Below are 25,761 nucleotides of genomic sequence, written 5' to 3' on the forward strand. Positions count from 1 at the left end.
AGGCGGGATAAATATTTAATTAATGAGGGTTGTGTATGAATGCACGCTGTGAAAAAATTCTACAATTACTCCTTTCAGCCAAACAGGCTATCACAAGCGAAGAGATTTCCTTAGCACTCCAAGTTAGTTCGAAAACGGTAAGAAATGATTTAAAGGATCTTCAACCATTGCTCTTAGACAATCATATAAAATTGACATCGATTCGAGGGAAGGGCTATGAGCTACTTCCTTTGGATAAAGAAAAAGTAGCTCTACTATTAGAACAACAGGCCCTGCAAGCTTCGCCAATTGAGCCGGAGAATAGGGTCTATTTTTTGATGGAAAAATTACTCATGCAAACAACCTATAGTAAACTTGAAGATATGGCTGATGAACTGTTCATCAGCCGCTCAAGTCTGCAAGGGGATTTGCGGCAGGTCAGGGAGATATTGAGTGATTATAACCTAGCACTAGAGCAAAAGCCTAATTATGGTATAAAAGTCGTTGGCGATGAGATGCAAATACGCTTTTGTATTGCAGAATGGCTTTACCAACAGGATGCATCTGTCTTACGAGGTGCTGTCGACTTAGACATTTTGCCAGAAGAGGATTTGCAGACTATAAAAAATAGTATTTTAACCAATCTACGAAAAAATCAAATCCTCATCTCAGATATAAGCCTCCAAAACCTCATTACCCATGTTGCCATAGCTGTTAGACGACTGGGAGAAAATCAAGCGATTGGAACAGGCTTGGATTACGTCCATTTAAAGAATGAAAAAGAATATATCGTTGCTAGAAAAATAGTGGACGATATAGAGGATACTTTACAGATTACGTTTCCAGTAAATGAAGTTGCCTATTTGGCCATGCATTTATTAGGTACAAGACTTGTATCACCAAACGAAAAGGTGGATCGCCATGTTTGTAGCATGGATCCAGCAATTTCTGAACTGGTAGAGAAGATGGTAGAAAGAATAGATAATCAGTATGGTTTTCAATTGAAAGAGGATATGGAATTGCGGTTAGCATTAGCTCTACATCTAAAGCCTGCTATCAATCGCTACCACTACCAAATGAACATTCGCAATCCGCTGCTCGATGAGATTAAATTAAATTATCCACTATCATTTGAAGCAGCACTTATTGGCAGTGAGGTATTGAATGAAATCCATTCTATTAAACTGGTAGAGGATGAAGTGGCCTATCTTGCCCTTCATTTGGAAGTGGCACAAGAACGGAAGAAACAGAAAGCTAGGAATAAACAAAGATGTCTCATTGTGTGTGCTTCAGGGATGGGCAGTGCCCAGCTGTTGACGTATAAATTAAAGGATCTTTTTCATGAAGAGATAGTTATTGCTGGAACTACTGAAATGCACAATTTAAAGCATTACACACTTGAAGAAATTGACTTTATTATTACGACGATCCCCCTCCTATGGGATCCAGGAATCCCTGTTATTCAAGTAAGCACTATATTAGGTAAAAAGGATATTTCCGAAGTTAAGGGGATTATGAAGAGAAACAATCCAGTAATACGTAACTATTTCTTGGAACCGTTTACATATTTTCGTAAAGAATTCATGGACCCTGAAACAATTTTGCGTTTCCTATGTAACGATCTCGAGAGATTGGGATTGGTTGATAGCAACTACCTCGATTCCGTTTTGCAGAGAGAGGTATATGCATCCACGAGTTTTGGCAATCTTGTCGCAATTCCTCATCCATTGGAGCCACAAACGAACCGTACATTTTGGTCTGTTATGACACTCGTAAAGCCTATTGAGTGGGGAGACAAGCCGGTCCAGTTAATTTTCCTCTTAAATGCCAGCAAGGATAGGCAGCATGAACTCAAGCCGATGTTTGAAGAACTAGGGAACTTGTTGGAGGATCAGCACCTGATTAGACAATTAGTTGCAGCTAAAAATTTTAATGCGTTTAAGCGGTTGATGGGTATAGGGTGAATTCCCTTGCGTTCTCCCGGAGCAAGCGTCCGTAAGATTCCCACTTCAAAAAACATGTAGTGGGAGTAAACGGACGCTAACACCCCGATTCGTTCAACTAACAACCAGTGTGGGAAGAACGAAACCCACAACTGATTGAAGTTTCACTTTATTAACAATTTTCCTTAGCAGTGTGTTTCATTTAATGGATGACGTATAGTGAGAGAATCAATCTGCCTTTTTAGAGAAGGTTGGGTCGATTCTTTTTTTGTTTTCGGTTTCCATACAGCCTTTTTCCGTTGCCAATGGAAAAAGAGTGGGTGCAAATGACTTATTTTTCAGAATAAAATATTAATGACACACTAAAGAAAGGAGGGATCTTTTGGAACCTATCAAAATAACAGTAATAGGTGGAGGTTCATCATATACTCCAGAGCTTTTGGAAGGGTTGCTTGCGGAAGCTGACGTGCTCTCAATAAAGGAAATATGGCTGGTGGATATCCCGCAAGGAGAGCGAAAGCTGCAGATCATGGATGCGCTGGCAAAACGCATGGTAAAAAAGTCCAAGCACGACATTAAGATCGTTTCTACATTGGATAGACGTGCTGCAATTAAGGGAGCAACCTATGTCATTACGCAAATAAGAGTAGGGCAGTTAGAAATGCGTCGACATGATGAGTACATCTCGATTAAGCATGGGGTTATTGGGCAGGAAACGACCGGAGCAGGAGGGTTTATGAAAGCACTTCGTACCATCCCGGTTATATTAGGTATTTGCAAGGAAATGGAAGAGCTTGCTCCAGATGCCTGGCTGTTAAATTTTACGAATCCTGCAGGCATCGTTACAGAGGCTGTGCTAAAACACTCTACCGTTAAAGTGGTGGGGCTTTGCAATAATCCGATTAATTATTATAAGAAGTTCGCGAAAACGTATGACGTGGCAATGGAGGACGTGCGGATTAATTTCATCGGAATTAATCATTTAATTTGGATAACCGGATTGTATATTAAAGGAAAATCACACATTCAAGATGTTTTGACAGGTAAATCTGCTAGTTATGAGGCTGCAAATATACCTGACTTTGGCTGGGACCATGACTTTCTGCAGTCCCTCGGGGCGATTCCTTGCGGCTATCATAAGTATTACTACCAAACGGACACCATTTTGCAGAAACAGCTTTTAGAATATGAACAAAATGAAACACGAGCAGATCAGGTGAAAAAAGTGGAAGCAGAGTTGTTTGAGCTATACCAAGACCCAGATTTAGATAAAAAGCCTGAAGCCTTGGAACAACGAGGTGGCGCTTATTATTCGGAAGCTGCAGTTCGGCTTATTCATGATATTCATTTAAACACTCAGCAGGTTCACACATTGAATGTCCGAAATAATGGAGCAATTTCCTGCCTGCCGGATGATGTGTGTGTGGAGATCAATTGTGTTGTTGAAAACCATCAAATTACACCACTGCAAACTTCAGAGGCGCCAGCCCAAATCAGGGGCTTACTACAAGTCGTAAAGGCTTATGAAGAATTGACAGTAGAAGCAGCCGTCACGGGAGATAAGGGAATTGCAATTCAAGCCTTAACTATTCACCCGCTTATTCCATCGGCCGAGAAGGCAAAGCAAATTTTAGAGGAAATGCTGGCAGTTAACGAGCCTTATCTAACCGGAGAACCTTTTAACATAGGGATGTCAGCCACTATGGAGGTGAAGAGATGAAGATCACATTATTATGCGCGCTTGGAATGAGTACAAGTTTACTTGTTAAGAAGATGAACCAGGAAGCTGAAAAGCAATCAATTGATGCGGAAATTGAAGCACACTCTGTGGATGATCTTGAAAAGCAGCTCAAGACAGCAGATGTCCTGTTAATTGGTCCGCAAATTCGTTACAAGAAAAACGCATTGTTTAAGCAGGCAGAGGAAGCCGGTGTGCCGATAGCGATCATCGACATGAAAGCATATGGCACGCTCGATGGAAAAGCAGTATTAGAGCAAGCATTAGATTTGAAAAAATAAAGAAACAAAGGGGAGAAGGTCTATGAAAGGGTTTCAAGCATTTATGGAACGTTATTTTATGCCTGTGGCTGGAAAATTGGCGGAGCAGCGCCATTTAAAAGCGGTGCGTGATGGGATTATTGCCGTTATGCCATTATTGATCATTGGTAGTATCTTTTTAATTATTTCCTCACCACCTTACAAACCATGGGCAGAATTTATGGCACCATTTGCAGCTTCGCTTAGCATCCCGGTGGACGCAACATTCGGGTTGCTTGGCTTGATTGCTGTCTTTTCCATTGCTTATAACTTGGCTAAAAGTTATGGCATGGATGGTCTTTCAGCAGGTGTGTTAAGTACCGCAGCATTTTTTGTTGCGACCCCTTTAACAGAGGAAGGAAATATTCCGCTTAACTTAATGGGTAGTGAAGGACTATTTATCGCCATCTTACTGGCCATTACCACAGTGGAGATCTTCCGCTTTTTCGAGAAACGAAACATTGTGATCCGCATGCCAGACACTGTGCCACCCTCCGTATGGCGAGCCTTTACAGCGCTCATTCCCGGCGCTGTGATCATAACCTTGGTATGGGGCGTAGATCTTATACTTCGATCTAGCTGGGATCTATCATTGCATGGAATTGTTGGTGCTGTTCTTCGTGAACCACTGCAAATGCTTGGTGGGAGCTTCTGGGGAGCTATGATTGCCATTTTACTTATCCACCTGCTTTGGTCTTTTGGGATTCATGGAATTTCTGTTGTAGCAAGTGTTATGGCACCAATTTGGTATAGCCTAACAGATGAAAATATTGCAGCACAGCGAGCAGGAGAAGAACTTCCACACATAGTTGGCCAGCCTTATATGGCGATTTGGTGGGCAGTCGGGGGATCGGGCATGGCGTTGGCACTTACATTGCTCTTTCTGTTCCTGGCAAAATCCAAGCATCTTAAAGGACTTGGCAGAGGATCAATCGGAGCAAGCATTTTTAATATTAGTGAGCCAGTTATCTTTGGAGCGCCGGTTGTCATGAACCCGTTATTAATCATTCCGTTTATTCTAGCACCGCTCGCAGTTGGTGTTATAACGTATTTCTCCATGTCCATCGGTTTAGTTGGGAAGCCCTATGTTATAGTGCCATGGACCATGCCACCACCTTTATCCGGTATTTTAACGACAGGTGATTTTCGTGGAGGTATCCTCATGCTCGTCAATATTGCAGTAGCGATGTTTATCTACTTCCCGTTCTTTAAATTATATGATAAACAGCTTCTAAAAGAGGAAGAAGAGAGAAAAGAAACAGCTGCGGCAGCTAAGGAAGAGGAGGCGTAACACGTTCATGCAGCAAAGCAAAAGACAAGTAATCGTCAATGCAGATGATTTTGGGATGACACCAGGCGTGACAGCGGGCATTTTATATGCACATCAATTTGGGATAGTCACAAGCACGACAACAATGGTGAACACCGCCTTTGCCAAACAGGCTGTAGAACTTGCCAAAGGACACCCTAATTTAGGTGTTGGATTGCATTTTGTATTAGATGCCGGGAAACCAATCTCTCGGCATGTCCCAAGTCTAGTAGACACAAGCGGCTATTTCTTGAAAGGGGAAGTACTAAGTAATTCTGCCAGAAAAGAAGAGATAAAGATTGAATTACTTGCGCAGCTTGATTTACTACGACAATGGTATCCGCATGTTACCCATATTGACAGTCACCACCATAAGCATTTGCATATTCCACAAGCGCTGGAAGCTGTACTGGAGGTTGCCGAGGCGTACAGCTTACCAGTGAGGTCCTTTTCAAAAAATAGCTGGCAGAAGGTGAGAAGTACGGATTATCTGCATTATGATTTTTATGAAGAAACGGTGCAACCTGCTTTCTTGGAAAATCTCATCACTTCCACTGAAGAGGGCGTCAGTGAAATCATGTGCCATCCAGCATTTTTGGATACATGGCTTTTAGAAAGAAGCAGTTACACCGAGACGCGGATGAAGGAGCTCGAACTTCTAACAGACAAAAACGTGATGCATCTCTTTACTTCTGAATCTATTGAGCTCATACACTTTGGAGGAATACATGATGAACATAAATAATTTATCGATGCAAATTATCTTGCATGCAGGGAATGCCAAGGGGATTTTACACGAGGCATTGGAAAAGACAAGGACTGGAAATTTCTCTGAAACAGATCACTTGCTGAAGGAAGCTTCGGATGAACTCCTTAAAGCGCACAAGGTACAAACATCCTTCATCCAAGAAGACGCACAAGAAAAGTTAGGTGTTCTCCCTGTCATATTAGTACATGCCCAAGATCACCTTATGACCGTAATGTCAGAAAAAACACTTATAGAAGAAATGATTTATTTGTATAAAAGGCAAGATAGGCTGGAGCAGATGGTAGAGAAGTGGATAGGTACAAAAGAGATGGAAAGGTTTGATTAATCTTAGTTAAGGGGTGTTTTTCATGAAACGACGTCATATTCTATTACTTTGTTTTGTATTACTCTTTAGCCTGTTTGGGGGAGGGAGTAATCATCGTGCAGAAGCTAGCCAAACGAGCAAGAAAAAAGCGAACGTTAAACCCGGAGTAGAGGTCTTAATGGAAGACCATTTAGATTGGCTGGAGGGGAAACGTGTTGGCCTCATCACGAATCCAACCGGCGTAGACCATGAATTAAACAGTACAATTGACTTACTTTACGAACATCCTGACGTTAATTTAACTGCGTTATTCGGAGCAGAACATGGCATAAGAGGGGACCAGGAGGCAGGTGAGTATGTCGAATCCTATATCGATGAAGAAACAGGGCTGCCCGTTTACAGTTTGTATGGATCAACCTGGAAGCCAACCGAGGAAATGCTGGAAGAAGTAGATGTCCTTTTATTTGATATTCAGGACATTGGTTCTAATGTGTATACCTATATTTATACACTTGGATTTGCCATGGAGGCCGCAGGTGAGATGGATAAGGAATTAATCGTACTTGATAGACCAAATCCAATTGGTGGAGAGAGGGTTGAAGGGCCACTTCGTTCAGCGGATGCCGTGAGTTTTATGGGGAGATTCCTCCTGCCTGTCAGACACGGAATGACGCCAGGTGAATTGGCAACAATGTGGAACCATGAGTATAGCATGGGCGTTGATTTGAAAGTTGCTGAAATGAAAGGCTGGAAGCGGGATATGCATTTTGAAGATACGGGACTTCCTTGGATACTCCCATCACCAAATATTCCAACACAAGAATCCGCCTACCTTTATGCTGGAACTGAACTTGTCGATGACACAACGCTTTCTACTGGTCTTGGCACTACCAAACCATTTGAACAGGTAGGTGCACCGTGGATCGATGCTGAAGCGCTTGCTGAGGAAATGAAAAGTCGAGAATTAGCTGGTGTAAATTTCCGCCCAGCATACTATACACCGATGTTTGGTAAGTATGAAGGCGAGCGAGTAGCGGGGGTACAGGTCCATATAACGGATCCGTCCTCCATCAATTTGGTTGCACTTGGTTTAAATTTAGTCGATGCCATGAGAGATCAAAATCCTGAGGAATTTGAAATGACAGCAAGCTATACCAATCTAATTGGTGATCCGGAAGTACCTCAGATGATTCTAGATGACATGCCAGTATCGGAAATTATGGCATCGTGGAAAGAGAAACAACAGGAGTGGGTAAGCGAAGTTAGGAACCGATATTTAATGTATGGCCCTTATCCCAAGGGAGCGAAACCGTATAAAAAGCAAGCGGTTCTTGGGATCTTTCCACTTGATTTAACTGCAGCACCAGGGGAGCCTGTGGATTTAACAGTAAAAGGCTATGATAAAAACGGAGAAAAGATGACGATTGCACAAGAGGACGTGGATTGGGAGCTAGATGGATTGGACGGCAATATTGAGAAAGGCACATTTATAGCGGATCAGGATGGGTCGGGAATCGTACGTGCTTTTTATCAAAAGTTAAAAGCAGAACGTCCTGCTGTTATTTCAACGCCTTTGTTGGAAAACATTCGCTTCGGTCTCCAGTCAGGTTATTCTAGAGTTGTGCTCGACCTAAATAAAACAACAACCAATTATGAAATAGAAAGAGGAGAGGATCGCCTGTTTATAAAAGTTCCGTACGGAGGAATACAAGGACAGTTAGATCCGAACGGAGGGACGATCCAGATAAATAACAGTCCAGTGCTGTCCCAAATAGATTTTTATACGGAAGAGGATTTCATCGTAGTAGAGCTACATGTAGATGGAGACGTTGCCTACGAAACACCTGGTTTTTCATCTAGAATCGTAGTTGACCTGCAACATTAAAAAACCAAGCCTGAGCTACTAGATAGTTGCTCAGGCTTGGTTTTTGTTTTGGAGTTACTTTTTAAAAATTGGCTGATGCTGTGGCTTCAAATGTGTCGCTGTCGCTTCAGTTTTTAGCGTTCACGCTTCAGAATGCCTCTTCCATGCTTCGCTTCACGATTCTACTTATTCAAAATCACCAATTGAAATATATTTGGTTTCCAAGTATGGCTCAATTCCTTCAAGTCCACCTTCACGACCAAGTCCACTTTCCTTCATACCACCAAATGGGGCATGTGCTGCAGATGGGCCACCATCGTTCCAGCCGAGAATACCATACTCAAGCTGTTCGCTTAGATACGTACCTGTTTTATAATTGTTCGTGAAGTAGTAGGCAGCAAGGCCAAATGGTGTATCGTTAGCTATTTCAATGGCTTCGTCTATCTGCTTAAAGGTAGTAATTGGAGCAACTGGGCCAAAGGTTTCCTCATGCATAATATCCATGTCGGTTGTGACATTTTTTAAAATAGTAGGGTGGACGAAGAAGTAGCCTTTCTCTTGGTTTGCATCATATTCATCACCAAGTAGTACCTCCGCACCCTTTTGCTTCGCATCTTTTACATGGGCCACGATTTTATCATAGCCATCTTCATTAATAATTGGCCCGATCGCTACATTTTCTTCTAGACCATTGCCAACTTTAAGCTTTCTTGTTTCTTCGACGAGTTTTTCAGCAAATTCGTCTACTACATCTTCATGCACAATAATCCGATTTGCGCTGACACAGGTTTGGCCAGCGTTACGGAATTTAGTAGCAATGGTTTGTTTTGCCGCTAGATCTAAATCTGCATCTTTTGCTACGATAAGGGGTGCATGGCCGCCTAGCTCCATTGTTGCATTTTTCACAGTGCTGGCACTACCCTCGATTAATTTTTTACCGACTGAAGTGGAGCCAGTGAACGTAATTTTGCGCACATATCCACTTTCGGTAAACAGTTTGCCAATCTCACTTCCGGAACCAGAAACGTATTGAATAACATCCTCCGGGATTCCGGCTTCATGTGCAAGCTCAATTACTTTAATGCCGGATAGTGGCGTTTCTGATGCAGGCTTGACCACAAAGGTACAGCCAGCTGCTAAAGCAGGCGCAGCTTTTCGCGTCATCATTGCCGCCGGGAAATTCCACGGGGTGATCGCTGCAACCAGACCGATTGGTTCCTTCTGCACAATAATGCGCTTGGATTCCGTGTTAGCAGGGACGGTGCGTCCATAAATTCGTTTTGCTTCCTCTGCATACCACTCGATAAAGCTTGCCGCATAGGCTACTTCTCCTTCTGACTCTTTTAAAGGCTTTCCGTTTTCTAATGTCATAAGTTCCGCAATTTCTTGCTTGTTTTCATGTAATTTAGATGCCCAGGCATTTAAGAGGCGTGCACGCTCATGGGCATTAACTTTTTTCCATGAAGCAAAGCTTTCCTTCCCTTTACGCAAGGCTTCGGTTACTTCCTCTTCCGTGAATTTTTTTATTTCTTGAATGAGCTCCCCTGTTGCGGGATTCATTACTTTTATCATATCTGCCAAGATTATTCACTCCTTTAAAATTGTTCCTATCCTGTTAATTCCCTTTTTTAAGTAATCAAAAACAAAAAACAGCCCTAAGAAAAGGAGGACTGTTTGCTTATGTTTATAAGACACCACTATCCATCATGTCTACAACATCATCAATGGAAAATTCTTTGCCTTCTAATATGTTTTTCTTCTTTTCTTCAATGGATGAGGGTTGCATTGGTACCTTTAATGGCTGCTTTGATTCCTGCACAAGCGAAATGGTATAAACCTTCCCTTCCATTTTAAAAAGGGCATTATCTTTTTCGATAATTGTTTGTAAAAACTTTTCTTCGTTCTCATTTAACCGCTTCACTTCAGGCACCTTCCCTCTAAATAACTATATATAGTATTAGTTGTTTACCCCAGTTTAGATTTCCTTAAACCTTTTCTTTATACATTTCGTTAAAAACTTTTATTTCTGAGCGTGCACCGACCAATATGTTGAAATGCCATGGAAAGGAAAGAAGCAAACAGAGCACACATTATCTCTATATTTTCATTCTGACTTTGCTATAATGAATGCAGATAAAATAAGAGTGGAGGTTTATGGATGTATAATGCACCGATATTTTTACAACCCGTTTTACAGGAAAGAATCTGGGGAGGACAGAAGCTGCAACAACTCTACCAATATGAGCTTCCATCTGCACAGACAGGAGAGGCGTGGGTGATTTCTGCCCATCCAAACGGTCCCAGTATAATTCGGAATGGACCTTTAGTGGGAAAAACACTTGCAGATGCCTGGGAGAAGCATGGAGAACTTTTTAATAAAAATCAAGATAATGTGGAAGCGTACCCACTGCTAGTAAAAGTATTAGACGCTAATGACGATCTTTCTGTACAAGTGCATCCAGATGATAGGTTTGCTCGTGAGGAAGAAGGGGAGCCTTATGGGAAAACAGAGTGCTGGTATGTGCTAGAGGCAGAACCAGGCGCTGAACTAGTATTAGGCCATCATGCCAAAACAAAAGCAGAACTAGAAGATATGATAGATGAGGGGGAGTGGAATAACCTCCTGCAGTATATACCCGTTACAGCAGGCGATTTTGTCTATGTGCCAAGTGGGACAATCCATGCGATCGGCAAGGGTATTGTAATACTAGAAACACAGCAAAGCTCGGATATCACGTATCGGGTTTACGATTACGATCGAACGGATGCCAAAGGGAACACAAGAGAATTGCATTTAGATCGTGCAAAACAGGTTACTACCGTCCCTCATAAGACTCCTGAGTTGACGAAACAGAAAGAGCAAGACGAAGGGTTTCTTTCCACAAAGCTTGTAGAGGAGAAGTATTTTACAGTGTATCACTGGAAGCTTGACGGACAGGTACAGCGGAAACTGGACGTTGATTTCCTGCAATGCAGTGTGATAGCGGGGAAAGCGGAAATTACCATTCAAGGGGAGACCTTCCCAGTGGAAAAAGGAGAGCATTTTATCCTGCCAAATGGTGTGACAGACTATCAGATTTCTGGAAAAGCAGAATGGATTGTATCCCACACATAATTGTCGAACTCCCGTCACAAAAGAAGCGCCTACGTTTGATAAAATGGAGCAAAGAGATCGCTTAAGGGAGAACAGAAATGAATTTATCAGAACGCATGCAGGAAGCTGACTATTATATTTTTAATGTATATAAAGAGCTCGGTAAAGCAGAAGAGGAAATAGAGGAGCGTCGAGCAGCGGTTCAGCAAGAGCTTAAAGAAACAGGGACATATGTTCAGACGACAGAGGAGCTGGCACAAGGGGCCAAAATCGCATGGCGAAACAACAATCACTGTATTGGAAGGTTGTTTTGGGACAAGCTCGAGGTTGTGGATGCAAGACATGTAACATCTGAGGATGCTGTTTTTCAAACATTGTTTACCCATATAGAACAGGCGACGAATAACGGCAAGATTAAGCCTCGTATTACTATTTTTCCGCCTGAGCATAATGGAGACAAACCTGTGCAAATCTGGAATCACCAATTATTTCGCTATGCAGGGTATCAAACAGAGGATGGAATAGTGGGCGATCCTGCGTCGCTTGCTTTCACGGAGAAGTGTCAGCAGTTAGGCTGGCAAGGAGAAGGTACAGCCTTTGATTTATTGCCAATTGTGGTGCAGATAGGCAATGAAGCACCAACCTATAGAGAAATACCAGAGGAGCTTGTATTAGAGGTACCCATTCGCCATCCGGATTTTTCGATCTTTCATCACTTGGAAGTAAAATGGTATGCGGTACCCATTATATCAGATATGTTTTTAGAAATTGGTGGCATTCAGTACCCTGCAGCTCCGTTTAATGGCTGGTATATGGGAACAGAGATTGGTGCCAGAAACCTTGCAGATGAGAACCGCTATAATCTACTTCCACATGTTGCCAAACAGTTAGGTCTGAATACAAAGCATTTAAACACATTATGGAAAGACCGCGCACTTGTAGAGTTAAATGTAGCAGTATTGGATTCTTATAAAAAACATGGTGTAGCGATTGTGGATCACCATACTGCCGCAAAGCAATTTAAAGTGTTTGAGAACAATGAAAAAAAGGCCGGACGAACCGTTACAGGAAAATGGGCCTGGCTTATTCCGCCACTTTCGCCGGCAACAACGCATATTTTCCATAAACCGTTTGACAACACCGTCAACAAGCCAAACTATTTTTATCGAGACAAGGCTATATATGAATGATGAAAAGACAGCTGCCTGGCTGTCTTTCCTTATTTAAGAATATGAAGTAGAAATCGTACCATTGTTTTAAATAATATAGTAAGATGAGAATATTAAAACAGTTTTTGTGTATTAATACAAAATATCTAAGGTGAATGGGTGGGGGAAGATAATATGTTGGAATTATCAATCAACGAAGCTGAACGGTTAAGGATAGTGGCGCACGCACTATCATCTGAGATTCGATTGCAAATGATAAATTTGCTGAATTCTGGTAATATGAATATCCATCAGTTGGCCGAAGCACTTAACATACCGGTTTCTACTGCTGCCTCTCACGTGAAGGTGTTAGAACAATCCGCATTGATTCAAACAGAATTAAGACCTGCCAGCAGAGGGGCAATGAAGGTTTGTACGAGGAACTTCGATGACATACATATTCAATTAAACGAGAAAACGGGCTTTGATATCACAAATAAAAGTTATGAGCTGGAAATGCCTATTGGTCAATATACAGATTTTCAAGTTGCTCCTACTTGCGGAATGGCAAGTCAGGATGCGTTTCTTATACCAGAGGATGAACCTGTTCATTTTTATAGTCCTGAACGTTCTAAAGCGCAGATCATGTGGACTCGTAAAGGATATTTCGAATATAAGTTTCCGATTGTTATCCCCCATGGAGCAGTGGTGAAATCAGTGGATATTTCTATGGAGATATGCTCTGAAGCGCCGAACTATGATCATAATTGGCCATCGGACATAACGTTATGGCTCAATGGGATAGATATAGGAACATGGACAAGTCCAGGCGATTATGGGAACCGACCTGGAAAGTTAAACCCTGCCTACTGGACGGAGACAACAAGTACTCAGTACGGTACGCTCAAAACCTGGAGCATTACCGAAACGAAGACCATGATTGACAGTTTTCATCTATCAGAATGCGGGATAAAAGACCTTGCACTGCTAGAAAGTGAATTTTTATCGTTAAAAGTTGGAATAAAAGAAGACGCCGTTCATAAAGGCGGAATGAATCTCTTTGGTAAGGAATTTGGCGATTATGCTCAGGATATTAAATTAAAAATTGATTTTGTGTAACACATTATACAATATAAATAAAAATCGACTCTCTATTTTAGGAGTCGATTTTTTTATAACCAAAAGTGTGTATTGAATTGACAAATTTAATGTGGGAAAGTTTTTAACATCCAATCCTAAACCTAATTTATTATTTTAAATATTTATTGACTTTTCAGAAATGTAAGCGTATTATTTGTCTTAAGTTACAGAAAATCAAGTTTAATACATAATTTATGTATTAATGAAAGGAGGGCATTTAATGATAAAAAAGACTTTCCTATTGTTGAGTTTTTTCGTAATGGTACTAATGATCACCGCTTGCTCCGGTCTAGATAGACTCGTAAGTGGGAATAGCGCTGACGTTCCAGAGGGCGCTACAGAAATTGTGATGTGGAATTTATTTGCCGGAGGAGATGCCGCATACATGCAGGAAATTGTAGATAAATACAATAACAGCCAAGATACGTATTTTATTAATAACGTCCAACAGGAGTATGAAGAATATTATACAAAATTACTAACGAGTCTTGGTGCAGGGAAGGGGCCCGATATCGCTGTATCACATGCACATACCTTGCCAGAGTTGGTAAATCTGGATGTGGTGGAAAAGTTGGATAGTTTGGCAGAAAAGGTTGGGATTGACTGGACTGAATATAACAAAAATATTTTGGAAAGTACCATGTTTGATAACCAGCATTATGCAATTCCAATTGATACACATCCACATATCTTCTACATCAACAACGAGCTTGTAGGAGAGGCGGGGCTCTTGAATGATGATGGGACTTTGAAAATGGACAAAACACCTTCTGGTTACCGAGATTTTTTTAATACATTAAAAAATGAGTTGCCTGAGGGTAAGTTCCCGTTTGCCTTTGTGACAGCTGGGGTGGATAGCTTTCGCCATTGGTGGTCGTACTATAGCCAGCTTGGCGGGGAACATATCGTGACAGAAGATTTAGAAAATCCGACTTACGTTCTAGATACAGAGAAAGCAATTGAGGCAGCAGAATACATGCTTAAATTCTGGTATGAAGATAAAGTTATTCCATTAAATCTGGCTGACTTTTATAGCGATTTTCAATCAGGCAAAGCTGCTACGATTGCGACAGGTGTTTGGTCAACTGGTACGTGGGAAAATACAGAGGATTTGGAGATTACTGCCATGCCACTCCCAAATATCTTTGGTGAGAAAGGAGCATGGGGTGGTTCCCATACGCTTGTCATTCCTTCCTATGAAGAGACAGACCCAGTAAAACAAAAGGGCGCTTTAGAGTTTATGAACTATGCAGCGGATGAAGGTGCGATCTGGGCAAAGGCCGGCCATATCCCCGCAAAGGATACAGTAGTGGAATCCGAAGCATTTCAGGAGATGCCCTATCGAGAGGATTACGCACAGACTGCTGACTACATTAATTTTATGGATCGGACCATTTATGCAAGAGCAATTAACGACATCATGGTTCGGAATCTAGATTTAATTTGGACGAAAGAGGTAACACCTGAAGAAGGATTCCAACTTGTTGAAACTGAGGTAAAAGATTTAATTGCCGATTAATTTCACGCTCGTTCCAATTATCATTTCGGAAAAATGAAGTGTAATGAGGGGGTTTAGCTATGAACAAAAAAGCATGGATTCAGGATATGAAAGCGATACCATTTTTGCTTCCGTTTTTACTCGCTTACTTAATCTTTACTATTTTCCCTATTTTCAAGGGACTGGAAATGAGTCTTTATGATTGGAATCTCGTCCGAAAGATGGAGTTTGTTGGATTAGAAAATTACGTGGAGATGGTGCAAGATCCAAATTTTTGGCAGACATTATGGAATACGACGTTATTTGTTATGTTGACAACTCCTACCATGGTACTTCTTGCGCTTGGATTGTCCCTATTGGCTAATTTAAATACAAAGCTTAAAACATTTTTTCGTGGCTCTTTTTTCATTCCGAGCATTCTCTCGGTTGCCGTCATTTCTTTTTTGGCGATCTTTATGCTGCAACCATATACCGGTCTCGTAAATACCGTACTCCAGAGTATAGGGATTAATGCCGAGCCATTTTGGATGGCGGACAAAGGGCTGGCTTGGGTTAGTATTGTTGTGGTGACACTTTGGTGGTCTGTAGGATTTAATATGATCTTGTTCCTTACCAGCCTGCAGGATATTCCAGATGCCCTCTATGAGGCAAGCGAAATTGATGGAGCGTCAAGGTGGAAGCAATTCCGCTATATTACCTTACCGCAACTAATACCAATTGGGCGGGTAGTAATCTTATTGCAAATCCTTGCCTCGTACAAAGTATTTGCTCAAATTCTGTTGATAACCGGAGGAGGGCCAGGTGGAGCAACACGACCACTAATTCAGTATATCTACGAAATAGGTTTTACACAGAATAACCTTGGATATGCGGCCACCATGTCTTATGCACTGTTTTTCATCCTGCTTATATTATCGGTTATTCAATTAAAAAACCAGAGAATGGAGGAAAAATAAATGGCTGCAAAGACTACCTCAAATAGCAGGAGAGCGCTTGATCGAAATCGAGATCCGTTTCTTAAAGGGAAAATAACGATAGGGATCGTTGTCTCCATTTTATTTATTGCACCGATTATATGGATGCTCTTTGTTTCGATAAAACCGGATGGATTTTCTACATCTACACCAATTGAATGGTTTCTTCCACCGTATACCATATCAAACTATATTACGATTATTATGGATAGTTTGATACTGCGCTGGTTGTTTAATAGTTTCTTTGTAGCATTTGTTACAACCATTCTAACATTAATTATTACATCACTAGCGGCGTTTGCTATTTCGCAAATGAAGTTCCGATTTAAGAATTTTATCTTTATTTTCTTTTTATTGGGGCTGATGATACCAGGAGAGGCTACTATTATTCCTCTATATGAAATAGTAAAAAATATGAACTTAATTGATTCCTATAGTGGCCTGATTTTACCAATGATCGCATCGCCGCTCGGCGTAATCATTTTAAAGAGTTTTTTTGACAATGTGCCTAAAGAAATTATTGAAAGTGCTATTATCGATGGCTGCTCTTACTTTAAGTTGTTTTATAAAATTGTCCTTCCATTGGCAAAACCAGCAATTGCAGCGATTGGTATCTTTACCTTTATTGGTTCGTGGAATAACTTCCTATGGCCTTACCTTTCCATATTATCTGAAACGTTATATACATTGCCTGTAGGATTACCAGTATTTAATTCTACCTATTCACAGGCATATGTTTTACCTATGACGGCGAATGCAATTGCCTCGATCCCAGTCATCATTGCATTTTTGCTTTTTGAAAAACAAATTGTTAAAGGGATTAGCTTTACAGGAATAAAAGGTTAAAAAAGAGGAGCGTGTAAATAATGAAAGAAGCAACGATGAAGCCAGGAAAAACGTATCAACGAACAGAATATCCTCGTCCCCAATTTCAAAGGGATGCCTGGATGAATCTAAATGGAAAATGGAAGTTCGCTTTCGACGATGAAAACACAGGTGAGCAGGGAAAGTGGTTTGACGAATATAACTATTCCTCAGAAATTGTTGTGCCGTTTACGTATGAAACAAAAGCAAGTGGGATTGGGGAGGAAGCCTTCCACCCATATGTATGGTATAACCGGGTGTTTTCGATTCCAGAAGAGGAGAAAGGCAAGCGGACGGTTTTAAGATTTCAGGCCTCTGATTATATAACGAAGCTGTGGGTGAATGGTTCCTATATTGGTCAACATACTGGAGGCAACGCTGCTTTTTCCTTTGATATTACAAAAGCAGTGGACAGTGCGAGCGAGAATGAACTTACTGTTAAAGTTGAAGACAGTCAAAGCTGTGTCCAACCGAGGGGGAAACAGAGGTGGATTAATGAGAACTTTGGTTGTTGGTATGTGCAAAACACAGGAATATGGCAAACCGTATGGCTGGAATTTCTTGAAGAAAATAGCTTAGATCATGTGAAGATAACCCCTAAATTCGATTCCAATTCGGTAATATTTGATTATACATTACATGGAGAATTACCAAGGAATAGCAGGTTGGAAACCGTGATCTCCTTTAATGGAAAGCAAGTCAAACAGTTTACTGCGGTTCTTGATCGAAGCACTTCTCGCTTTGAAGTAGATTTGGCGGCTGATATACATGAGTGGAAAGTCCTGCATTGGTCACCAGAACACCCGAATCTTTATGATGTTAAGTTTTGTTTATATGTGGATGACGTGTTAAAGGATGAAGTGTTTTCCTATTTTGGCATGCGTAAGATATCGATTAAAGACGGCAAGGTCTTGCTTAATAATGTACCAATCTACCAAAAGTTACTACTGGATCAAGGGTATTGGCCGGATACCATGCTGACCCCTCCTTCTGATGAAGCGATACTTGAAGATATCGATAAAACGCTTGCGATGGGATATAACGGAGTGCGCAAACACCAGAAGATTGAAGATGATCGATTCCTGTATTGGTGTGATAAGAAAGGTTTGCTCGTGTGGTCAGAAATGGCTGCCACCTACGAGTTTTCCGATCAAGCTGTAGAGAATTTTACAAAGGAATGGCTGGATATTGTGCAGCAACACTATAATCATCCCTCCATCATAACTTGGGTGCCATTTAATGAATCATGGGGCGTTCCACATATTTTCAAGGATAAACAACAACAAGCATTTACGGAGTCCATCTATTATTTGACTAAAACATTAGACGCAGAGCGGCCGGTAATCGTGAACGATGGTTGGGAACACACTGTTTCTGACATTATTGCTCTCCATGACTATGAAGAGTCAGGTAAGACATTATATGAGAGATATAAAGATATGGATGCAATTCTACAAAATAAGATCCCGCATAACAATCATCGCTACGCATTTGCTGAAGGGTATCAATACAAGGGGCAGCCTGTCATGATAACGGAGTATGGTGGCATCGCTTTTCAGGATGAAAGTGGTTGGGGATACGGGAATCAAGTCTCGACTGAGGAAGAATTTCTTAAGCGCTATAAGGAAACAACAGACGCTATAAAAGCTATCCCGGAGATCAGTGGCTACTGTTATACGCAAACAACCGATGTTCAACAGGAGATCAACGGCTTGCTAAAGGAAAACAGGGAACCGAAAATAGCCATGGAAAAAATCAAACAAGTAAATGATGCAACATAATAGGTATGGGAGGACATAGCATGTCAAAGAATAAACCTAATATTGTACTGATTTTAGCAGATGATTTAGGGTTTTCTGATCTTGGTTGTTTTGGGGGCGAGATTCAGACACCCAATCTCGATCAACTGGCTACTGGAGGCCTCCGTTTTACACAATATTATAATTCAGCACGCTGCTGTCCGAGCAGGGCCTCTTTGCTAAGTGGCCTGTATCCACACCAAGCGGGTGTTGGGGAAATGGATGAAGACAGAGAAACACCAGGCTACCGTGGTTATTTAAAGGATCAGTGTGTCACGCTTGCAGAAGTATTAAAAGACAGTGGTTACCATACGTATCTTTCAGGAAAATGGCATGTTGGGGAAAGGGGACCGATTGAACGCGGATTTGATGAATTCTATGGCTTATTTGGAGGCTTTACTAGCTTCTGGAACCAACCGGATTACATCCGACTACCAAAGGAGCGTCCAAAGCGAGAGTATCCAAAAGATGACTTCTATGCAACGGATGCTATCACAGACCATGCCTTGGATTTTATTCAAGATTCACGCCAGGATGAAGAACCCTATTTTCTTTATTTGTCATACAATGCACCCCACTTTCCTTTACAGGCGCCTAAGAAAGAGATAGCGAAATATGAACAGGTATATGAAAAAGGCTGGGACCATATTCGAGAAACACGTCTAGCTCGTATGAAGGAGCTTGGCATTGTTTCATCGGACACGTCACTGACACCTCGTTCAGAGTATTGGGATCGAGATCGCGAAATTCAAGGAGTCAATCCTGCCTGGGATGCCATAGATCCGGACAGACAGAAGGACTTGGCAAAAAGAATGGCAATCTACGCAGCAATGATCGATCGAATGGATCAGAATATAGGAAGAGTGATAGACGATCTAAAGGAAAAGGGAGAACTGGATAACACTCTTATATTATTTTGTTCCGATAATGGGGCTTGTGCAGAGTGGGATCCATGGGGTTTTGATGATTGGATATCAACCTCTAATTTCTTGCATCGCAAAGAGGATTTGGATCGGATGGGGCAGCAAGATTCCTATCACAGTTACGGATCTGGTTGGGCCAACGCATGTAGTACTCCGCTTCGTTTATACAAACATTACGGACATGAGGGAGGTATCAGTACACCACTAATAGCACACTGGCCAGAAGAAGTAACTCGTATAGGTGAAATCGATCATCGTCCAGGGCATTTCATTGATTTTATGGCAACGTTTGTAGATATTAGTGAAGCATCTTACCCACAAGTGTACAACGGCCATAACATCCTCCCTATGGAAGGTGAGAGCATGTTGCCCGCATTTTATGGTGAAGCAGCCGAAGAGCGGATCTTCTGCTTTGAGCATGAGCAACACTGTGGTATACGTAAAGGGAAATGGAAATTATCAAAGATTAAAGAAATGGATTGGGAATTATACGATATGGAAAACGACCGAACCGAGCTTCATAACCTCCGGGATACTTACCCGGATTTGGTGGAAGAAATGAAAAAAATCTGGGATGAATGGGCAAATCGTACTGATGTATACCCTCGTTTTAACTAAGTTTAAGGAAGATCCTTTTAATAAAGGATCTTCCTTTTTTGTGTTTAACAAGCTAATAGATTAATTCAATCCTCAGCGAGTAAATCTCCCATCCTCTCGTAAAATTAAAAAAACGCTTGTAAAACGCTTACAGTTATCTTATACTAAACCTAAATCGATTTAGTAAACCGGTTTAGTAGATATTAACCAATTAGGAGAATGAAAAATGAAAACGATAACGATGGCGGATGTTGCTCAACATGCAGGTGTTTCCAAGAGCACAGTCTCTCAATATGTGAATCAACGTTATGATTATATGGGGGAGAAGACAAAGGAACGCGTGGAAAAGGCCATAGCAGAACTAGGATATAGTCCAAATATTATAGCCAGAAGCTTGAAGCAGAAATCGACGACCACGATCGGCGTTATCGTAGCCAACATTCTTCACGTTTTTTCTACACAGGTTATTCGAGCCATTGAAGACTTTTGTAATGAAGCGAATTTCCATATTATCGTCTGTAATGCGGATGACGATCCTATTAAAGAAAAGAAATATATGGACATGCTGCGTGCCAAACAGGTAGATGGCATTATTGTTTTTCCGACTGGTGGAAATCTAGCATTATATCAGCAGCTTGTGCGAGATAATTATCCAATCGTCTTTGTTGATAGAATGGTCCCAGAAGTTGAGGTTAACACCGTGTTACTAGATAACGAAAAGGCTGTCAGAATGGGGGTTAACCTGCTTGTGGAAAAAGGGTACCAACGAATTGGAATGGTTACCCCGCCACTTGAAGAAAGTGTTACCCCGAGACTGGAAAGGGTCAGTGGATTCAAGCAGGCCTTAAAAGCCAATAATCAAAACTTCGATCCGAATTTGTTGGTCAGTGAGGAAATTGAAAACATCAGAATAAAGCTTGATGAATTGTTGCAGCAACCACAAAGGCCTGACGCAATTTTAGCAGTGAATGACCGTGTGCTCTTTGAGATTCTTCATTATATAAAAGAAAAGAAGTTGAGCATACCTGATGATTTGGGCGTGATTGGTATTGACGATGTCACATTCGCTAGCTTCTATAGTCCAACCCTAACTACGATAGCGCAGCCTGCATTCGAAATGGGGAAAAAGGCTGCCGAGCTATTGTTGAATCGGATTCAAAATAAAACACAGGAAATAGAAACAAAAATATATCGATTTAAACCACTATTAATGCAGCGAGATTCTTGCTAACAACTTTTGGGAGGATGTTTAGGATGAAAAATATTATCGAAACGATTGGCACAGAAATTAAGACAGTTTTAGAGAATGTTAGTCCAGAAGAAACGAAGGAATTAGCCGATAATCTGGAAAAGGCTGATCGCATATTTGTTGCAGGTACTGGTCGTTCTGGACTAGTTGGCAAAATGTTTGCCATGCGCATGATGCACAGTGAATACCCGATCTATGTTGTTGGCGAAACAATTACACCAAGTATTGCCACAAATGACCTTTTGTTGCTCATATCAGGCTCAGGATCTACAGGTTCCCTAAAGCAATATGGCGAAAAGGCAAAAGAAATAGGTGCACAGGTAGCCCTTGTTACGACAAATAAGGATTCAGCAATAGGAAAGCTAAGTGATGTGACCGTAACGATTCCTTCGGCAACGAAGAAGCGGCTTCCTCAAGAACCAACTACCATCCAGCCGCTTGGAAGTCAATTTGATCAATCTGCCCATTTATTGCTTGATGCCATTGTCGTCTATTTGCTAGAAAACAAACCTGCTGGCCAGGATAATACAAAACTTAATCAAGTGCACGCCAATTTGGAATAGAGAGGGTTGAATGTATGAACATTTTAGAGCAAATCAAACAACATAAGATAGTAGCGGTTATTCGACACGCGGATGAACAAAATATCGTTCCAATTCTTAATGCTTTAGCTGCTGGAGGGGTTTTTGCAGTAGAAATCACTGCGGAGACACCGAATGTACAGCGCATTATCGAGGTTGCTGTAAAGGAAGGACCAGATGATATGATCATCGGTGCAGGTACCGTTCTCGATCCGGAAACAGCACGAACCGTCATTATGGCGGGGGCACAGTTTATTGTTTCTCCAACGTTAAATGTAGAGACATTGAAATTAACGAATCGCTATCATATCGAAACAATACCAGGTGTGTTAACACCTACTGAAATTCAAACAGCGTATGAGCATGGGGCAAACATGGTGAAAATCTTCCCTGCAGATACTTTCGGGCCTGGTTATATAAAGAATATCCGCGGACCTCTCCCACATGTGGAAACAATGGTAACAGGGGGAATCAACCTAGACAATATGAACGAATACCTAGCAAATGGAAGCGCTGCAGTGGGGATTGGTAGTAATTTAGTTAATGCGAAGGCGTTAACAAATGAAGAAGCCTATACGGAATTGACGGAACGGGCAAGAGCATTTGTTTTACGTAAGGAAGCTTAGCCAGAAGCTGTAAAGACGTTGCTAACATTTTGCTAAAAGAAGAGCGAATGCGCGTAATTCTTCAGGAAAAAGAGTACGAATCCTACAGGAGAATGGTGCCATGAATGAAGAAGGTAGACACTATTCTCCCTAAATGAACAAGGGGTGTATGGAATGCGAAACAAGAGATCTTTTTTAATCTTAATTGTAATCGCTGCCATTTTGACATTGGCTGGCTGTGCAAATGAGGCTAGTGGTAGTGAAGACGGTAAAATAAAAATTATTGCAGCACATAACCAAACGGCACCAGAAAACCCATACCAAACAGGCATGCTTAGATTCAAAGAAGTAGCCGAAGAACTTTCCAACGGATCGATTGAGGTGGAGGTGCATGCTGGAACGATTGGTACAGAAGAGTCAGAGCTTGTAGAAAAATTAGAACTTGGAGCGGCTGACGTGGTACTCGCATCACCTGGTTTCATGACACAAACGGGAATTAGAGAAGTCGATCTATTTTCTGCTCCATATCTGTTCAAGGATTACGAACATTGGTTAAACGTGGTGGATGGTGAAGTTGGTCAGCAAATGGGTGAACTAATTAATGAAAAGTCCAATAACTCTTTCAAACTATTAGGCTATTGGTCTGCTGGGGTTAGACATTTTTATGGGAAAGACCCGATTGCATCTACGGAAGACCTAAAAGGTGTTTCGATTCGAACACAGACATCTGGTGTAATTGGGGACTTCTGGAAAGAGCTTGGCGCAATCCCATCAAGTATTTCTTGGGGAGAGCTATACCAAGGGTTACAACAGGATGTAGTAGATGGTTCGGAAAATGCGTACCCATTCTTCGTACAGCAGTCCCATCATGCTACACCAAATGGGAAATTCATTACGGAAACAGCACATGATTTTACAACAAGGTTCTTATTAATTAACGGAGAAAAATTTGATGACTACTCACAAGAGCATCAGGACATTATTATGAAGGCCGCTGAAGCATCGGTTAAGGCGGAAAGAGAAGCGACAAATCAACAGGACGTGGATTATAAAGAAAAGGCAATAGAGGAAGGCGCTACGGTGAATGAAATTGATAGACAACCATTTATTGATATCGCCACACCGATTATAGATAAATTTGCTAAAGAAATTGAGGTAGAAGATCTGTTACAACAAATTAGAGCTGCAGAGTAAATGTGGGGAGGTTTGGAGATGAAACGTTTTGTTCAGGCACTGGAGAAAATACAAATCACATTAGGCATCATATTTTTATGCATGTTTTTCCTTGTGATCTTACTACAAATTGCAACAAGGTATATGGGCGTATCTGTCATCTGGACGGAAGAGGTGGCCAATTATACGTTTATCTGGGCAGTATTTATGGGGGCAGCTGTCATGGTGAATCGGAGAGAGCATTTTAACTTTGACATGCTGCGAACAAAGTTAAAAGGAAAAAAACGACTTTCTATAAGCATTATTAGTGACCTCGTTTTAATTGGATTCCATATCGTTTTATTCTTGCTTGGCATCCAAATCGTCATGGAGTTTTGGAATTACACATGGGCAACCCTTCCTGACATGAAGATGGGATATGTATGGCTATCCATCCCTGTCATGGCTGGGACGATGCTGCTTTATTCCATCACACATCTGATAGAACATATGAAAGCATGGAAAGCGAAGGAGGTAACGGAATAATGGGATTTCTTTTATTAGGAATGTTTATCGTACTGATGTTGATTGGCGTTCCAATCGCATTTGTTATTGGGATTGTCGCCTTAATTGGTATTTTCGGTATTCCGTATACACCGGAAGCAACGGTTGCGATGAAGATGGTAAATGGACTCGATTCCTTCGTCTTGCTCGCAGTACCTTTATTTATTTTGGCAGCGAACTTAATGAATTCTGGAAAGATCTCCGAAAAATTAATTCAGCTTGCACTTGCAATGGTAGGAAGAGTTCGTGGTGGTCTTGCTCACGCAAATATTTTAGTATCCATGATGTTTGCTGGAGTATCCGGTGCATCACAGGCCGATACGGCAGGTGTAGGGAAAATCCTTATACCAAGTATGTTGAAAAATGGCTATGACAAGGAGACTGCGGTTGGCGTTACTGCTGCATCTTCTACAGTAGGGGTGGTCATTCCACCTAGTATTCCGATGATCATATTCGCTGGGCTAACAAATGCTTCGATTGGTGGGCTTTTTCTCGGAGGAATCATACCTGGAATTTTAATCGGTCTATCTATGATGGTATTCATCTACATTATTGCGGTAAAACGTAATTACCCGAAAGCAGAGAAAACGGAACTTAAGGCATTTAGTAAGCTAGCTTTGGAAGCGCTCCCGGCACTCTTTACGCCTATCATTATCATTGGTGGCATTATTTCCGGGTTTTTCACTGCAACAGAGGCCGCAGCAGTAGCTTCCCTTTACACGCTTTTTATCTGCATGTTCTATTATAAAACATTAAAGCTAAAGCATTTACCGAAAATTCTGATGGATACATTGGCATTAAGCTCACTTTCCTTATTTGCACTAGCTGCAGCAAGCGCTCTTGGTGAATTAATGAGCTACTATCAGCTCGGAACAATGGCACAGGAGTTTTTCACAAATAATATCGGTGCGAAATGGCTATTTATCGTTGTCATTATTGCATTCTTCCTATTTGTGGGTACGTTTATGGATGCAATTCCTGCCATGATCCTGTTTGTTCCAGTTATTCTACCGACAGCAGTTGAGTTTGGAATCGATCCAATTCACTTAGGATTAATTGTGGTTATCACGCTTGCTATCGGACTCATCACACCACCATATGGACTATGTTTGTTACTGGCAGCGAAAATTGGAAACATGTCGACTGAACGCTCTTTCGTTGCGGTTTTACCGTATATTGCTATTGTTCTTGTCGTGCTGGTGTTTATCGCGTTCTTCCCAGACATTGCATTCTTTATTCCAAAACTCATTAACCCATCATTATTTTAAAAATACTTTCGATACTGGTTTAGAGAGATTGGGACAAGCACGATCTGGTTGATATGCCATATAACAGGGTACATTAGTTTGATAGATAGTAAAACAGTGA

Annotated in this window: 23 protein-coding genes; 21 read left to right on the forward strand and 2 right to left on the reverse strand. The window is 41.3% G+C overall.

Features of this window, described 5'->3' with window-relative positions; all coding sequences use genetic code 11:
* Positions 1-35: 35 nt before the first annotated feature.
* The 7 genes from K3T81_RS10000 (at position 36) to K3T81_RS10030 (ending at position 8,226) form a co-directional block, all read left to right on the forward strand.
* On the forward strand, positions 36-1,943 hold the full coding sequence (locus K3T81_RS10000) for a BglG family transcription antiterminator (protein WP_238019740.1): 1,908 nt from the start codon (positions 36-38) through the stop codon (positions 1,941-1,943).
* A gap of 361 nt (positions 1,944-2,304) precedes the next feature.
* The gene (locus K3T81_RS10005; RefSeq protein WP_238019742.1) at positions 2,305-3,642 is read left to right on the forward strand and encodes a 6-phospho-beta-glucosidase; all 1,338 of its coding nucleotides are present in this window, start codon (positions 2,305-2,307) and stop codon (positions 3,640-3,642) included.
* Complete coding sequence (locus K3T81_RS10010) at positions 3,639-3,941, forward strand: PTS sugar transporter subunit IIB (RefSeq protein ID WP_238019744.1); 303 nt, start codon at positions 3,639-3,641, stop codon at positions 3,939-3,941. The genes K3T81_RS10005 and K3T81_RS10010 overlap by 4 nt, the downstream gene beginning before the upstream one ends.
* 22 nt (positions 3,942-3,963) lie before the next feature.
* Positions 3,964-5,250, forward strand: coding sequence for a PTS cellobiose transporter subunit IIC (gene celB, locus K3T81_RS10015; RefSeq protein WP_238019746.1), 1,287 nt, complete (start codon positions 3,964-3,966; stop codon positions 5,248-5,250).
* 7 nt (positions 5,251-5,257) lie between these two features.
* Positions 5,258-6,013 (forward strand): carbohydrate deacetylase, encoded by a 756-nt coding sequence (locus K3T81_RS10020; protein ID WP_238019748.1) that lies wholly within the window; start codon positions 5,258-5,260, stop codon positions 6,011-6,013.
* Positions 6,000-6,362 carry a PTS lactose/cellobiose transporter subunit IIA gene (locus K3T81_RS10025; protein ID WP_238019750.1) on the forward strand — a complete coding sequence of 121 codons (363 nt, stop codon included), beginning with the start codon at positions 6,000-6,002 and terminating at the stop codon, positions 6,360-6,362. The genes K3T81_RS10020 and K3T81_RS10025 overlap by 14 nt, the downstream gene beginning before the upstream one ends.
* A 22-nt stretch (positions 6,363-6,384) precedes the next feature.
* On the forward strand, positions 6,385-8,226 hold the full coding sequence (locus tag K3T81_RS10030) for an exo-beta-N-acetylmuramidase NamZ family protein (protein ID WP_238019752.1): 1,842 nt from the start codon (positions 6,385-6,387) through the stop codon (positions 8,224-8,226).
* 165 nt (positions 8,227-8,391) lie between these two features.
* On the opposite strand, the gene K3T81_RS10035 is transcribed toward K3T81_RS10030, so the two are convergent.
* Both K3T81_RS10035 and K3T81_RS10040 read right to left on the reverse strand, forming a co-directional pair.
* Positions 8,392-9,786: an NAD-dependent succinate-semialdehyde dehydrogenase gene (locus K3T81_RS10035; RefSeq protein WP_238019754.1), complete on the reverse strand. Its 1,395-nt coding sequence runs from the start codon at positions 9,784-9,786 to the stop codon at positions 8,392-8,394.
* Positions 9,787-9,889: 103 nt separating this feature from the next.
* A complete protein-coding gene (locus K3T81_RS10040; protein ID WP_147380280.1) occupies positions 9,890-10,126 on the reverse strand; it encodes a hypothetical protein in 237 nt (78 codons plus the stop codon).
* Positions 10,127-10,363: 237 nt separating this feature from the next.
* Between K3T81_RS10040 and manA the strand changes: the two genes are divergently transcribed.
* The 14 genes from manA to K3T81_RS10110 all read left to right on the forward strand — a co-directional run bounded on the left by manA (position 10,364) and on the right by K3T81_RS10110 (position 25,661).
* A complete protein-coding gene (gene manA, locus K3T81_RS10045; RefSeq protein WP_238019756.1) occupies positions 10,364-11,320 on the forward strand; it encodes a mannose-6-phosphate isomerase, class I in 957 nt (318 codons plus the stop codon).
* Between the two features lie 77 nt (positions 11,321-11,397).
* Positions 11,398-12,489 (forward strand): nitric oxide synthase oxygenase, encoded by a 1,092-nt coding sequence (locus K3T81_RS10050; RefSeq protein ID WP_238019758.1) that lies wholly within the window; start codon positions 11,398-11,400, stop codon positions 12,487-12,489.
* A gap of 153 nt (positions 12,490-12,642) precedes the next feature.
* Entirely contained in the window at positions 12,643-13,566 is a 924-nt protein-coding gene (locus K3T81_RS10055) for an ArsR/SmtB family transcription factor (protein WP_058950595.1), read from the forward strand.
* Between the two features lie 241 nt (positions 13,567-13,807).
* Complete coding sequence (locus K3T81_RS10060) at positions 13,808-15,106, forward strand: extracellular solute-binding protein (protein WP_238019760.1); 1,299 nt, start codon at positions 13,808-13,810, stop codon at positions 15,104-15,106.
* Between the two features lie 59 nt (positions 15,107-15,165).
* Complete coding sequence (locus K3T81_RS10065; RefSeq protein ID WP_238019762.1) at positions 15,166-16,041, forward strand: carbohydrate ABC transporter permease; 876 nt, start codon at positions 15,166-15,168, stop codon at positions 16,039-16,041.
* Positions 16,042-16,905 (forward strand): carbohydrate ABC transporter permease, encoded by an 864-nt coding sequence (locus K3T81_RS10070; RefSeq protein WP_036575560.1) that lies wholly within the window; start codon positions 16,042-16,044, stop codon positions 16,903-16,905.
* A 20-nt stretch (positions 16,906-16,925) separates the two neighbouring features.
* Positions 16,926-18,704 carry a glycoside hydrolase family 2 protein gene (locus K3T81_RS10075; RefSeq protein WP_238019764.1) on the forward strand — a complete coding sequence of 593 codons (1,779 nt, stop codon included), beginning with the start codon at positions 16,926-16,928 and terminating at the stop codon, positions 18,702-18,704.
* Between the two features lie 20 nt (positions 18,705-18,724).
* Positions 18,725-20,263: an arylsulfatase gene (locus K3T81_RS10080; RefSeq protein WP_238019765.1), complete on the forward strand. Its 1,539-nt coding sequence runs from the start codon at positions 18,725-18,727 to the stop codon at positions 20,261-20,263.
* Between the two features lie 205 nt (positions 20,264-20,468).
* Positions 20,469-21,473: a LacI family DNA-binding transcriptional regulator gene (locus K3T81_RS10085; protein ID WP_238019766.1), complete on the forward strand. Its 1,005-nt coding sequence runs from the start codon at positions 20,469-20,471 to the stop codon at positions 21,471-21,473.
* A gap of 23 nt (positions 21,474-21,496) precedes the next feature.
* Positions 21,497-22,054 (forward strand): 6-phospho-3-hexuloisomerase, encoded by a 558-nt coding sequence (hxlB, locus tag K3T81_RS10090; RefSeq protein WP_106897542.1) that lies wholly within the window; start codon positions 21,497-21,499, stop codon positions 22,052-22,054.
* 14 nt (positions 22,055-22,068) lie between these two features.
* The gene (locus tag K3T81_RS10095) at positions 22,069-22,698 is read left to right on the forward strand and encodes a bifunctional 4-hydroxy-2-oxoglutarate aldolase/2-dehydro-3-deoxy-phosphogluconate aldolase (RefSeq protein ID WP_238019767.1); all 630 of its coding nucleotides are present in this window, start codon (positions 22,069-22,071) and stop codon (positions 22,696-22,698) included.
* A gap of 153 nt (positions 22,699-22,851) precedes the next feature.
* A complete protein-coding gene (locus K3T81_RS10100) occupies positions 22,852-23,871 on the forward strand; it encodes a TRAP transporter substrate-binding protein (protein WP_238019768.1) in 1,020 nt (339 codons plus the stop codon).
* Between the two features lie 18 nt (positions 23,872-23,889).
* The gene (locus K3T81_RS10105; protein WP_238019769.1) at positions 23,890-24,375 is read left to right on the forward strand and encodes a TRAP transporter small permease; all 486 of its coding nucleotides are present in this window, start codon (positions 23,890-23,892) and stop codon (positions 24,373-24,375) included.
* A complete protein-coding gene (locus K3T81_RS10110) occupies positions 24,375-25,661 on the forward strand; it encodes a TRAP transporter large permease (protein ID WP_238019771.1) in 1,287 nt (428 codons plus the stop codon). Before K3T81_RS10105 ends, K3T81_RS10110 begins: the two co-directional genes overlap by 1 nt.
* Positions 25,662-25,761 lie beyond the last annotated feature (100 nt).

Origin of the sequence: Oceanobacillus jordanicus (genome assembly GCF_022095695.1) — a bacterium.
Lineage (GTDB): Bacteria > Bacillota > Bacilli > Bacillales > Amphibacillaceae > Oceanobacillus_B > Oceanobacillus_B jordanicus.

Bases quoted from the DNA above. Each gene is read 5' to 3' on its own strand.
- manA (WP_238019756.1), top strand. From the start codon at position 10,364: ATGTATAATGCACCGATATTTTTACAACCCGTTTTACAGGAAAGAATC.
- K3T81_RS10085 (WP_238019766.1), top strand. From the start codon at position 20,469: ATGAAAACGATAACGATGGCGGATGTTGCTCAACATGCAGGTGTTTCC.
- K3T81_RS10055 (WP_058950595.1), top strand. From the start codon at position 12,643: ATGTTGGAATTATCAATCAACGAAGCTGAACGGTTAAGGATAGTGGCG.
- K3T81_RS10105 (WP_238019769.1), top strand. From the start codon at position 23,890: ATGAAACGTTTTGTTCAGGCACTGGAGAAAATACAAATCACATTAGGC.
- hxlB (WP_106897542.1), top strand. From the start codon at position 21,497: ATGAAAAATATTATCGAAACGATTGGCACAGAAATTAAGACAGTTTTA.
- K3T81_RS10030 (WP_238019752.1), top strand. From the start codon at position 6,385: ATGAAACGACGTCATATTCTATTACTTTGTTTTGTATTACTCTTTAGC.
- K3T81_RS10060 (WP_238019760.1), top strand. From the start codon at position 13,808: ATGATAAAAAAGACTTTCCTATTGTTGAGTTTTTTCGTAATGGTACTA.
- K3T81_RS10020 (WP_238019748.1), top strand. From the start codon at position 5,258: ATGCAGCAAAGCAAAAGACAAGTAATCGTCAATGCAGATGATTTTGGG.
- K3T81_RS10025 (WP_238019750.1), top strand. From the start codon at position 6,000: ATGAACATAAATAATTTATCGATGCAAATTATCTTGCATGCAGGGAAT.
- K3T81_RS10050 (WP_238019758.1), top strand. From the start codon at position 11,398: ATGAATTTATCAGAACGCATGCAGGAAGCTGACTATTATATTTTTAAT.
- K3T81_RS10010 (WP_238019744.1), top strand. From the start codon at position 3,639: ATGAAGATCACATTATTATGCGCGCTTGGAATGAGTACAAGTTTACTT.
- K3T81_RS10095 (WP_238019767.1), top strand. From the start codon at position 22,069: ATGAACATTTTAGAGCAAATCAAACAACATAAGATAGTAGCGGTTATT.
- celB (WP_238019746.1), top strand. From the start codon at position 3,964: ATGAAAGGGTTTCAAGCATTTATGGAACGTTATTTTATGCCTGTGGCT.
- K3T81_RS10110 (WP_238019771.1), top strand. From the start codon at position 24,375: ATGGGATTTCTTTTATTAGGAATGTTTATCGTACTGATGTTGATTGGC.
- K3T81_RS10070 (WP_036575560.1), top strand. From the start codon at position 16,042: ATGGCTGCAAAGACTACCTCAAATAGCAGGAGAGCGCTTGATCGAAAT.
- K3T81_RS10075 (WP_238019764.1), top strand. From the start codon at position 16,926: ATGAAAGAAGCAACGATGAAGCCAGGAAAAACGTATCAACGAACAGAA.
- K3T81_RS10080 (WP_238019765.1), top strand. From the start codon at position 18,725: ATGTCAAAGAATAAACCTAATATTGTACTGATTTTAGCAGATGATTTA.
- K3T81_RS10065 (WP_238019762.1), top strand. From the start codon at position 15,166: ATGAACAAAAAAGCATGGATTCAGGATATGAAAGCGATACCATTTTTG.
- K3T81_RS10000 (WP_238019740.1), top strand. From the start codon at position 36: ATGAATGCACGCTGTGAAAAAATTCTACAATTACTCCTTTCAGCCAAA.
- K3T81_RS10100 (WP_238019768.1), top strand. From the start codon at position 22,852: ATGCGAAACAAGAGATCTTTTTTAATCTTAATTGTAATCGCTGCCATT.